This is a genomic window from Phaeovulum sp. (assembly GCF_047638075.1).
Taxonomy (GTDB): domain Bacteria; phylum Pseudomonadota; class Alphaproteobacteria; order Rhodobacterales; family Rhodobacteraceae; genus UBA6197.
Genome location: NZ_JBLJBV010000068.1, coordinates 17,520 through 29,005 on the forward strand (window position 1 = coordinate 17,520; position 11,486 = coordinate 29,005).

The following is an 11,486-nucleotide window of genomic DNA, read 5'->3' on the forward strand; positions in this document are numbered from 1 at the left end:
ATCCACAAGACAGCGCCCTTCGTATCAGGCATAGTGAAAGGGCAGTGCACCGCAATCAGTGGGTGGGAGACCCGGGAGGCTGAGATGGCACTCGATGGAATGACCGATGAAACGTTACCGCGTCACGCGATGCGCGCGGAGATGCTGGATGCCGAAACCGAAGTGGCGTTGGCCCGCGCTTGGCGCGACCACCGCGACGAGGCTGCGCTACACCGGCTTGTGACCGCCTATATGCGGCTTGCGATTTCGATGGCGTCAAAGTTTCGGCGCTACGGCGCGCCGATGAACGACCTGATCCAAGAGGCGTCCTTGGGCTTGTTGAAGGCCGCCGATAAATTTGACCCCGAACGCGGCGTCCGGTTTTCGACCTATGCCGTCTGGTGGATCAAGGCCAGCATTCAGGATTTCGTGATGCGCAACTGGTCGATGGTGCGCACCGGATCTACCAGTGCGCAAAAGGCGCTGTTTTTCAACATGCGCCGGGTGCAGGCGCAGCTTGAGCGCGAGGCCGAGGCAGAGGGCGAGCATCTTGACGGGTTTCAACTACGCCAGCGTATTGCTGCGGAAATCGGGGTGCCGCTGGCCGATGTCGAACTGATGCATGGACGTCTTGCCGGGTCGGATTTTTCGCTGAACGCCACGCAATCGTCGGACGAAGAGGGCCGCGAATGGATCGAGGCGCTGGAAGATGATGGTCCGGGCGCTGCCGAACTGGTCGCCGAGGCGCACGATGGGGCGCTGATGCGCGGCTGGTTGGGGCAGGCTTTGGCCGTTCTAAGCCCGCGAGAGCGGTTCATTGTCGCAGAGCGCCGCCTGCGCGACGACCCGCGCACCCTTGAATCGCTTGGAACCGAGTTGCGCCTGTCAAAGGAGCGGGTCCGTCAACTTGAGGTTCAGGCCTTTGGCAAGATGCGCAAAAGCCTTGAAACGCATGGCGCCGAGGTACATCAGTTCTTCGTATGAAGCACCTGACCCTTGCCTTGCTGTTGTTGGCTTTCCCCGCCCATGCCGTCGAGGTGACGGCTGACGCGCTTGATACGCTTTCGGCGGAAATCGTCGTTTTGGGTGAGGTGCATGACAATCCCGCCCATCATGTCAATCAGGCGCGCGCGGTGGCCGCTTTGGCCCCCAAGGCGCTGGTGTTTGAGATGCTGACCCCCGATCAGGCCGCGCAAGCGACGCCACAATTGCGTGCCGGCGATCCGGTGGCATTGGGTAAGGCCTTGGGCTGGGCCGAGGCCGGCTGGCCCGATTTTGCGCTTTACGCCCCGATTTTTGCGGCAGCGCCCGACGCGTTGGTCGTCGGTGGTGCGCTGGCGCGTGATGATGTCCGCCGCGCCATGAGCGAGGGCGCCGCCGCCGTTTTCGGCCCCGAGGCTGCGCGTTTTGGCCTGACCGAGCCGCTGCCCCCCGCGCTACAATCCGCGCTTGAGGCCGAACAGATGGCGGCCCATTGCAACGCGCTTCCCGCCGAAATGCTGCCCGGAATGGTCGAGGCGCAGCGATTGCGTGACGCGGCTTTTGCGCGGGCGGCCTTGCAGGCGCTGGAACTGACAGGCGGGCCTGTGGCCGTTATCACCGGTACCGGCCATGCGCGCATTGATACCGGGTTGCCCGCCGTGCTGCGCCGTGTCGCGCCTGAGCGTTCCGTCCTTTCGCTGGGCCAGTTGGAGCGCCCGGCCACGGGCCCCCAACCCTATGATCTGTGGATCGTCACCGACCCGGCACCCCGCGAAGACCCCTGCCTGACCTTTCAAAAGTAGCGCGCGCTTGCGCCTGTTCCCCCTCGCGCCTAAAGCTGGGGCAAAGCGGAGGGCACGATGCTGGCGGATAAAAAGATACTCCTGATCATCGGTGGCGGAATTGCGGCTTATAAAACGCTTGATCTGATCCGGCGGTTACGCGCGCGTGGCGCCTCGGTGGTGCCGGTTCTGACGCGTGCTGGGGCGGAATTTGTCACGCCGCTGTCGGTGTCGGCGCTGGCGGGGGCAAAGTGTTATACGGACCTCTTTGATCTGACCGCCGAGGCCGAAATGGGCCATATCCAACTGTCACGCGCGGCCGATCTGGTGGTGGTGGCCCCTGCGACGGCTGATCTGATGGGCAAGATGGTGGCGGGGTTGGCCAATGATCTGGCCTCGACACTGCTGATGGCTACCGACAAACGCGTGCTGCTGGCCCCGGCCATGAATGTGCGCATGTGGCAGCACCCGGCCACCGTGCGCAACCGCGCCGTGTTGGCGGATGACGGGGTGCTGTTTGTCGGCCCGAATGACGGCGACATGGCCTGCGGCGAATTTGGCCCCGGCCGAATGGCCGAGCCGCTGGAAATTGTCGACGCGGTCGCCGCCGCGCTGGGGGCCGGGCCGCTGACGGGGCGGCATGTTCTGGTGACCTCGGGGCCGACGCATGAACCGATTGACCCGGTGCGCTATATCGCCAACCGCTCGTCCGGGGCGCAAGGGGCCGCACTGGCCGCCGCGCTGCGCGATCTGGGCGCGCGGGTGACGTTCGTGACCGGCCCGGCATCCGTGCCGCCACCGGCGGGGGTGCAGGTTGTTGCGGTGGAGACGGCCGCGCAGATGCTGGCGGCGGTTCAGCAGGCGTTGCCCGCCGATGCGGCGGTCTTTGCCGCAGCCGTGGCAGATTGGCGCGTGGCCAATGCCGCCGGACAAAAGATGAAAAAGGACGGCTCGGGCCGCGCCCCGGCACTGGAGTTTGCCGAAAACCCCGACATTCTGGCGACCGTCAGCCAGATGGATGCCGGGCGCCCCGGCCTTGTGGTGGGCTTTGCTGCCGAAACGCATGATGTGCTGGCCCATGCCAAGGCAAAACGGGCCCGCAAGGGCTGTGACTGGATTATCGCCAATGATGTCAGCCCGGCCACCGGCATCATGGGCGGGGCGGAAAACGCGGTGACGGTTATTGACGCGGGTGGTGCGGAAAGCTGGCCGCGGATGGGGAAGGATGCGGTGGGCCGCCGATTGGCGCAACGCATTGCCGAGGCGTTGGGGCGGCTTCAGGCTGTTGATGACGTCTGAGAACCCGCAGTAAATACACGTTGCATGGCGCCTGCGCTGGCAAGTTCTGATACGGTAAGAGGAAGGGGCGATGGCTCTGATTTTGAAAATTCTGCGCGAAGACTGGGCGGATGCGGCCATTGCACTGCCGTCATATGCGACGGCGGGCGCGGCGGGGGCGGATGTGCGCGCCAACCTGCGGCCAGAGGACCGCGACTCAGGCTTTACGCTGGCGTCGATGCAGCGCGCGATTGTGCCGACCGGGCTTCGGGTGGAAATTCCCCCCGGATTTGAGGTGCAGATCCGCCCCCGGTCAGGGCTGGCGCTGAAACATGGGATCACGCTGCCAAACACGCCGGGCACGATTGACAGCGATTATCGCGGCCCCATGGGGGTGCTTTTGGTCAATCTGGGGGCCGAGCCCTATACGGTTCATCATGGCGACCGGATTGCGCAACTGATCATAGCGCCGGTAGTGCAGGCCGGGTTTGCGCTGGTCGATGCCTTGGGGGAAACGACGCGGGGCGATGGCGGGTTCGGATCGACCGGGCGGGGGTGATATGGTGGTTTTGATTCTGGCAGCGGCATTGGTCGGGTTGGGGCTGTTTTTGAAGGTTCCGGCGCGCGGTATCTGGGCGATGCTGACCGTGTTTTGGCTGGCGCTGGTGGGGGCGCATCTGGTGACTTATCCGGCCGCCAATCCAGTCAGTGAGGCTATCGGAGGGAGCCTTGTTCTTTGGGCCGGGCTGGGTGTGGCGGTGGTCGTCATCCAGCTTTATCGGCGGGGGTTGGCCGCACTTCGCGCGCGCGCGGTCGCGGCGCCCGGCCCGTCGCAGGGCACCTTTGCCCCCGCGGAACTGGACCGCTACGCCCGCCATATTGTGCTGCGTGAGGTTGGCGGTGCGGGCCAGAAACGGCTGAAGGGCGCGAAAGTGCTGGTGGTGGGGGCAGGGGGCCTGGGCTCTCCGGTGCTGCTATATCTGACGGCGGCGGGGGTGGGCACGATCGGGGTGATTGATGACGACGTCGTGTCAAACTCGAACCTGCAACGGCAGGTGATCCACACGGATGCCCGGATTGGTCAGCCGAAGGTGTTTTCCGCCCAGGCTGCCATGCGCGCGCTGAACCCCTATGTGATTGTGCGCCCCTATAACCGCCGCCTGACGGAGGCAGACGCGGGGCCGCTTTTTGCCGATTATGACCTGATCCTTGACGGAACCGACAATATCGCGACCCGTTACATGGTGAACGCGGCTGCGGTGGCGGCCCATAAGCCCCTGATTTCCGGCGCGATTGCCCAATGGGAAGGGCAGCTAAGCCTCTATGACCCGGCCCGTGGCGCGCCCTGTTTTGCCTGTGTCTTTCCGCAGGCGCCCGCAGCGGGGCTGGCCCCGGCCTGTGCTGAGGCGGGGGTGGTGGGCGCTTTGCCCGGTGTCGTTGGCGCGATGATGGCTGTCGAGGCGATCAAGGAAATCACCGGGGCCGGGCAGGCGCTGCGTGGCAGGCTGGTGATCTATGACGCGCTTTGGGGGGAAAACCGTCAGATCACGGTCACTCGGCGTGCTGATTGCGCGGTCTGTGGCGCGGTACATGCCGCGAACGGGTAAGCCGCCCCACTATCAATGCGGGAACTGGACGCGCGTTGCGGCTGGCCTTAATGTCTGGCAAAACTGCATGTGACAGGAGCCTGCCCGATGAGAACCGCCGTTGCCCTAGCCTTCGCCCTTGGATGCGCCTCTTTTGTGGGGGCGGCCCATGCCGAATTGCCGGATCTGGCCGGGCGCGCGGTGACGGTCGTCACCGAAAATGCCTACCCGCCGCTGCAATTCGTTGACAGCTCTGGAACCGCTGTGGGCTGGGAATATGACGCAATGGATGAGATTGCCAAGCGGCTGAATTTCAAGGTGGAATACGAAAATTCAAGCTGGGATGCGATGATCCCGGCGGTGTCGGGTGGGCAGTTTGATATTGGCATGACCGGAATCACGATCCGGGATGATCGCAAGGAGCAGGTGGATTTTTCCGACCCCTACATGCGGTCGGAAATGCTGATGCTGGTGCGCGGCGATGAGACGCGCTTTGCCGATGCGGCGGGTTTCGCCGCTGATCCGCACCTGTTGATGGCCGCGCAACCGGGCACGACACCGTTTTATGTGGGCGTCTATGAGGTGCTTGATGGTGACGAGGCAAACCCGCGTATCAAGATGTTTGAAACCTTTGGCGCCGGTGTCGAGGCGCTGCGCGCGGGGGATGTGGATCTTGCCCTGACGGACAGCACCTCGGCCAACGGCTATGTGGCGGCCTCGGATGGGGGGCTTAAGATTATCGGGGAAAAGCTTGGGGCCGAAGACTTTGGCTTCATCTTCCCGAAAGGCTCGGATCTGGTGGCGCCGGTGAACGCGGCGATTGCCGAAATGAAGGCTGACGGCACGTTGGATGCGCTGAATACAAAGTGGTTTTTGGACTACAAGATGGGCCAATAGCGCGCGGGGGCCACAGCGCGATGACACCTGTAGCGCGGCCGAAAAAGGATTTTCCGTGGTGGCTGGTCGTGCTGTGTGCGGTGGGGGCTTGGCTGTTTTGGCAGGTCGCGGCTGACCCGGTCTATTCCAGGGTTCTGGCTACCTTGTCAAAGGGGATCAGCATCACCGTCATGGTGACGCTGGTGGGCTTTTTCGGGGCCTCGATTCTGGGGCTGGCGTTGGCGGTGGCGACGCTGTCGCGCTGGCTGGTGCTGCGTCAGGCGGCACGGCTATATATCGAGGTGATGCGCGGAATTCCGATCATCGTGCTGCTGCTTTATGTGGCCTTTGCGATGACGCCCGCGCTGATTGCAGCGTGGAACTGGGCGGCGGAACCCTTGGGTCTTGGCGCGCTAAGCACGCGGGATTTTTCACTGCTGTGGCGCGCGGTTCTGGCGTTGGTTCTGGCTTATTCCGCCTTCATCGCAGAGGTGTTTCGCGCGGGGTTGCAGGCGGTTGATATTGGCCAGACCGAGGCCGCAGAGGCATTGGGTCTGAACCGCTGGCAACGCTTTCGCCACATTGTGTTTCCGCAGGCGTTTCGCACGATCCTGCCACCCTTGGGCAATGACTTTGTGGCGATGGTCAAGGACAGTTCCTTGGTGTCTGTGCTGGGGGTGGCCGATATCACCCAGCTGGGCAAGGTAACGGCGGCCGGAAACTTCCGGTATTTTGAAACCTACAACATGGTGGCGCTGATCTATCTGACAATGACCATCGGCCTGTCGCTGGGGCTGCGCCGATTGGAAATGCGTCTGCGCAGACGGGGCCTGCGCGGCTAGCGTCCAAGCGATGACATGCCTTTTCCCACCACGGGGCAAACGCCAGTCTGGTGCTTTCCAATCGCGCCCCCTAGGTTCCGCCACAAAGGAGATTTGCCATGACCAACCCGCTGCTGACCGATTGGACCGGGGAATTTGCCCTGCCGCCCTTTGCCGCGATCACGGATGCCGATTTTGCCCCCGCGTTTGAAATCGCGTTGGATCAGGCGCGGGCCACGATTGCGGACATCGGCGCAGACCCCGCGGCGCCGACATTTGCCAATACCATCGCGGCGTTGGAACTGGCCGAAGGGGTGTTGGACCGGGTGTCGGGTGTGTTTTACAACCTTGCCGGCGCCGACAGCACCCCCGCGCGTGAGGCGCTTCAGCGCGATCTGGCGCCAAAGATGGCGGCGTTCTCGTCTGAGGTGACGATGAACCCGGCACTTTTTGCCCGGATTGAGGCACTATGGGCCACCCGCGATAGCCTGAACCTGACGCCAGAAGAGGCGCGCGTGCTAAAGCTTTATCGGCAAATGTTCCAACGCGCGGGGGCCGGTCTGAAAGGCGCAGATCGGCACCGGATGGCCGAGATCAAGGAACGGCTTGCGGTGCTTTCTACCGCCTTCAGCCAAAACCTGCTGGCCGATGAACGGGGCTGGTCTTACCCGTTGGCCAAAGCAGACCTTGCCGGCCTGCCTGATTTCGTGGTGACAGCCGCCCAAGCCGCCGGGGTCGAGCGCGGCGCTGAGGGCCCGGTTCTGACGTTGAACCGGTCGCTGATCGTGCCGTTCTTGCAGTTTTCACCGCGCCGCGATCTGCGCGAAATCGCCCATGCAGCCTGGATCGCCCGCGGTGCCAACGGCGGCGCGACAGATAACCGCGCTTTGGCAGCCGAGATACTGGCGCTGCGCGACGAACGCGCCAGATTGCTGGGGTATAAAAGTTTCGCCGACTATAAGCTTGAACCCGAAATGGCCGGCACACCCGCCAAGGTGCGCGATCTTTTGATGCGCGTCTGGACCCCCGCCAAGGCCAAGGCCGATGCTGACGCCGGGGTGCTGACCGCGATGATGCACAAAGACGGCATTAACGGCGATCTGGAACCCTGGGACTGGCGCTACTACGCCGAGGCCCGGCGCAAGGCCGAGCATGATCTGGATGAAGCCGTGCTGAAACCTTACTTGTCGCTTGAGGCCATGCTGGGCGCGATGTTCGACGTGGCGGGGCGGCTTTTCGGGTTGGAGTTTCGCGCACTGGACGGGCCATTCTACCACGCGGATGTCCGCGGCTGGGAGGTGACTCGCGGCGGCAAGCATCTGGCGGTTTTCCTGGGCGACTATTTCGCCCGCGGATCAAAACGCTCGGGCGCGTGGTGTTCGGCCATGCGCAGCCAGCGCAAACTGGGCGGTGAGGTGCGGCCCATCGTGGTCAACGTGTGCAACTTTACCAAGGGCGATCCCGCCCTGCTTGGCTGGGATGACGCGCGCACCTTGTTTCACGAATTTGGCCATGCGCTGCATCAGATGCTGTCGGATGTGACCTATCCGTTCATTTCCGGCACCAGCGTGGCGCGTGATTTCGTGGAACTGCCAAGTCAGCTTTATGAACATTGGCTGGAGGTGCCCGAGGTTCTCGCCCGTCACGCGCGCCACTATCAGACCGGCGCGCCGATGCCCGAAGATCTGCGCAACCGGTTGCTGGCCGCCTCGACCTATGATCAGGGCTTTGCAACGGTGGAATATCTTGCCTCGGCGCTGGTCGATCTGGCGTTCCACGAAGGCGCCGCCCCCGCCGATCCAATGGCGACGCAGGCCAGGGTGCTGGCCGATCTGGGAATGCCGCGGGCAATCACCATGCGCCACGCCACACCGCATTTCGCGCATGTGTTTTCCGGCGACGGGTATTCCTCGGGCTATTACAGCTACATGTGGTCCGAGGTGATGGACGCGGACGCCTTTGCCGCCTTCGAAGAAACCGGCGACCCGTTCGACCCGGCCACCGCCAAACGGTTGGAGAAATTCATCCTCTCCACGGGTGGCTCGCGCCCCGCCGACCAGCTTTACACGGCGTTTCGCGGCAAGATGCCCGGCGTCGAGGCGATGCTGAAAGGGCGCGGGCTGATCGACGCGATATGATCCTCGGGCGGGAAAGCCTCGGGCTGATCGAAAGCAGCTTTTGTTTGGCCCAAATACTCATTCTTGGCGCTCTGGCAGCACAGTTGCCGGGGCGGCTACATCCTTGTGGATGATCACGTCAGCGTTTGGGTAGGCAAAAATGATTGCGCGTTTCAACGCTGCCCCAATGGCATGCGCGTCCCGAAGAGATAAATCACCGTTCAACTCAATATGCAGGTGAACAAAAATCCGGCTACCCGCGGTGCGGGTTTTCAGATCATGAAACCCGCAAACCCCTGGCCAACTACGGGCGATCTGCGCAATGGCTGCAACGGTTTTGGGGTCCGCCCCACGGTCCATCAGCGCGTTCCAGGCCCCGCTACCGATTCTTGCGGCACCGTAGATCATCACTGCCGCCGCACCCAACGCAACAAGGCTGTCAATCCGATCAACCCCAAATCGCGCCGAGACCCAAAGCGCCAGGATTGCGCCAAGGTTCGGTAAAAGATCGCCGATGTAATGCAGCGAATCCGCAGCAACCACGCGATTCCTGGTTCGTGCCGCCACCCGCCGTTGCCAAAGCACCAGCCCCAGCGTCAGCACCACAGATACCGCCATCACCCAGATTCCCGTAACTTCCGCGCTCAACCGGCTTGGAGAAGCGCCAGAAAGCCGGTGCAGCGCCGCCCAGCCAATTACCCCGGCCGAACCCGCGATGATCAACGCTTGCCCCAATGCCGCAAGATCCTCAACCGAGGTATGGCCGAACGCGTGGTCCTCGTCAGGGGGGCGCGCGGCGTAGAAAATGGCGGACAGACCTGCAACCGATACCAACAGATCCATCACACTATCGGTCAGTGATGCAGCCACAGACAGCGATGCCGTTTCAGAAAAAGCCCAAAGTTTGAGCAATACAAGGCTGAACGCCACCATAACCGAGGCCACCCCGGCCGACAGGTTCAAAGACGTATCACTGCGCATCTTCAGCTCCTGTCGCGCGGTAGGGTCGGGTGCGTTTTAGCAATGTCACATTCAGGTGTCATGTCCACGCATCCGTTCCTGGATCTGATGTTCAGGGTCAGTCGCGCACCTCATCAGGGTCGACACCCCAGATTGCGGTTTTCGGCACCCATCCCTTTTCACCTGCCGCAGAAATCTCACACCAATCGCGACTGCATTCGCCCAGTCTGGCAATCGCGCCAGCCTCGGCCAGGGCGTTGGTCAGCGCCTCTGGGTCGGGACGAGCCTTCAGTTCGGTCATATCATCCTGCACGATTACGGTTCGGACCCCCGATAACAGCGCATAATGCACCCAACCGCCTGCGCCATCGCGGTCTTCAACACGGCGCCAATGCCCAAACTCGGCGGTGACACGCAAGGGCATGCCATTATGACGAAATACCCAGTCGATCCGGTGACTTAGCGAGGGGCCGCGCCGTGCGTTTCCGGCGCTGCCTTTCAACGATACAAACCGCGGCAGCGGTAGATGCGTCACAGTGCCCCGCTTGGCCGCGGTCTGGGCGATGGCCACGTCGGGGCTTGCGGCGCTGTTTGCAGCAGCCTCGTTTGCGGGCTGATCCTGCGCCGCCACCATGCCCGCCTGCATCAGCGCCGCACTTAGCGCCGCGACGACGATAAAAGACCTTGAACCCATATATAAACCGTCCGCCTGTCTTGCCCGCGCAGATCGGATATTTGTCCTAAATCGCCGCAAGCTCCATACTCTATCATCAAGGCCTTGTGCCGCGCCTCGTTGCACGGCACTTTGCACCCATGTGACGCAGTTTGGAAGAGAGGAGACCCCGCCATGCCCGCACCGCGCCTGAGTGTTGTCGTGACGCGACGGTTGCCCGAGGTTGTTGAAACCCGGATGACGGAATTGTTCAACGTGGAACTGCGGGAAACCGATGACCGCATGACCCGCGAGGAATTGGCCGCTGCAATGCGCCGTGCCGATGTTCTGGTGCCCTGTGTCACCGACACGATAGACGCCAACATGCTGGCGCAGGCGGGCGAAAAGCTCAAACTCATCGCAAACTATGGCGCGGGGGTCGACCATATCGACATTGCCAGCGCCCGTCAGCGCGGCGTGCTCGTATCGAATACCCCCGGCGTTGTCACCGAAGACACCGCCGATATGGCGATGGCGCTCATCCTTGCCGTCACCCGACGTATCCCCGAGGGGCAGGCCGAAATGCAGACCGGCAACTGGAAAGGCTGGTCGCCCACCGGCTTTATGGGGGGGCGGATCGGCGGAAAACGTCTCGGTATTCTGGGTATGGGCCGGATCGGCCAGGCGGTGGCCAAGCGCGCCCGCGTTTTCGGGATGCAGATCCATTACCACAACCGCAAACGCCTGCGCCCCGAGGTCGAGGCCGAACTCGAGGCGACCTGGTGGGAAAGCCTTGATCAGATGGTCAGCCGGATGGATATCATCTCTGTCAACTGCCCGCACACACCCTCGACGTTTCATCTGATGAACGCGCGCCGGCTAAAGCTGATGAAACCCAGCGCGGTGATCGTCAACACCTCGCGCGGCGAGGTGATCGACGAAAACGCGCTCACACGGATGCTGCGCGCGGGCGAAATTGCCGGCGCGGGGCTCGATGTGTTCGAACACGGGGCTGACATCAACCCGCGCCTGCGTGAACTTCCCAATGCGGTCTTGTTGCCGCATATGGGCTCGGCCACGCTTGAGGGTCGGGTCGAAATGGGTGAAAAAGTCATCATCAACATCAAGACCTTCGCAGATGGCCACCGCCCGCCCGATCTGGTGGTGCCAGGGATGCTGTAAAGGCTCTCTCGCTTTTTTTGGGCTAAAATACTCTCGGGGGGAGACGCCCCCAAAGGGGGTGGCGTGGGGGGCTGTCTGCCCCAGCCCCTGACGGCAAATGTTGAAGCTCGCAGCCTTTACGATGCGAGCTTTTCCATTCGTCCTTCCCTTGCCCTATCTGCCGATCATCCCAGTCGATAGGAGAAGAAGCGGATGGCAAAGCTCATTGATGCATCGGAGGGTATCTCGCGAGTTCGCATCGACCCATCCTGGAGGAAGGGTTTCGTCGTTGT

Annotated in this window: 11 protein-coding genes; 9 read left to right on the forward strand and 2 right to left on the reverse strand. The window is 62.7% G+C overall.

All coding sequences use genetic code 11. From position 1 onward, the window contains the following. Positions 1 to 84: 84 nt before the first annotated feature. The 8 genes from ACM62R_RS10950 (at position 85) to ACM62R_RS10985 (ending at position 8,441) form a co-directional block, all read left to right on the forward strand. Positions 85 to 963 carry an RNA polymerase factor sigma-32 gene (locus tag ACM62R_RS10950; RefSeq protein ID WP_415184094.1) on the forward strand — a complete coding sequence of 293 codons (879 nt, stop codon included), beginning with the start codon at positions 85 to 87 and terminating at the stop codon, positions 961 to 963. Further along, a complete protein-coding gene (locus ACM62R_RS10955) occupies positions 960 to 1,763 on the forward strand; it encodes a ChaN family lipoprotein (RefSeq protein ID WP_415184095.1) in 804 nt (267 codons plus the stop codon). The genes ACM62R_RS10950 and ACM62R_RS10955 overlap by 4 nt, the downstream gene beginning before the upstream one ends. Before the next feature lie 57 nt (positions 1,764 to 1,820). Continuing rightward, positions 1,821 to 3,041 carry a bifunctional phosphopantothenoylcysteine decarboxylase/phosphopantothenate--cysteine ligase CoaBC gene (gene coaBC / locus ACM62R_RS10960; protein ID WP_415184096.1) on the forward strand — a complete coding sequence of 407 codons (1,221 nt, stop codon included), beginning with the start codon at positions 1,821 to 1,823 and terminating at the stop codon, positions 3,039 to 3,041. A 70-nt stretch (positions 3,042 to 3,111) separates the two neighbouring features. After that, complete coding sequence (gene dut, locus ACM62R_RS10965) at positions 3,112 to 3,579, forward strand: dUTP diphosphatase (RefSeq protein WP_415184097.1); 468 nt, start codon at positions 3,112 to 3,114, stop codon at positions 3,577 to 3,579. 1 nt (position 3,580) lies between these two features. Then, the gene (locus ACM62R_RS10970; protein WP_415184098.1) at positions 3,581 to 4,627 is read left to right on the forward strand and encodes a HesA/MoeB/ThiF family protein; all 1,047 of its coding nucleotides are present in this window, start codon (positions 3,581 to 3,583) and stop codon (positions 4,625 to 4,627) included. A gap of 87 nt (positions 4,628 to 4,714) precedes the next feature. Beyond that, positions 4,715 to 5,503, forward strand: coding sequence for a transporter substrate-binding domain-containing protein (locus tag ACM62R_RS10975; RefSeq protein WP_415184099.1), 789 nt, complete (start codon positions 4,715 to 4,717; stop codon positions 5,501 to 5,503). Positions 5,504 to 5,523: 20 nt separating this feature from the next. Then, positions 5,524 to 6,324 (forward strand): amino acid ABC transporter permease, encoded by an 801-nt coding sequence (locus ACM62R_RS10980; protein ID WP_415184100.1) that lies wholly within the window; start codon positions 5,524 to 5,526, stop codon positions 6,322 to 6,324. 98 nt (positions 6,325 to 6,422) lie between these two features. Next, entirely contained in the window at positions 6,423 to 8,441 is a 2,019-nt protein-coding gene (locus tag ACM62R_RS10985; RefSeq protein ID WP_415184101.1) for a M3 family metallopeptidase, read from the forward strand. Positions 8,442 to 8,498: 57 nt separating this feature from the next. Here the strand turns inward: ACM62R_RS10985 and ACM62R_RS10990 are convergent, their stop codons facing one another. Together ACM62R_RS10990 and ACM62R_RS10995 are read right to left on the reverse strand one after the other, a co-directional pair. Further along, positions 8,499 to 9,401, reverse strand: a complete 903-nt coding sequence (locus ACM62R_RS10990; RefSeq protein WP_415184102.1) for a cation diffusion facilitator family transporter — start codon at positions 9,399 to 9,401, stop codon at positions 8,499 to 8,501. 97 nt (positions 9,402 to 9,498) lie between these two features. After that, positions 9,499 to 10,074 carry an SH3 domain-containing protein gene (locus ACM62R_RS10995; protein WP_415184103.1) on the reverse strand — a complete coding sequence of 192 codons (576 nt, stop codon included), beginning with the start codon at positions 10,072 to 10,074 and terminating at the stop codon, positions 9,499 to 9,501. A gap of 153 nt (positions 10,075 to 10,227) precedes the next feature. Here ACM62R_RS10995 and ACM62R_RS11000 point away from each other — a divergent pair, with 153 nt between their 5' ends. Then, positions 10,228 to 11,214, forward strand: coding sequence for a 2-hydroxyacid dehydrogenase (locus ACM62R_RS11000; protein ID WP_415184104.1), 987 nt, complete (start codon positions 10,228 to 10,230; stop codon positions 11,212 to 11,214). Positions 11,215 to 11,486: the final 272 nt, after the last annotated feature.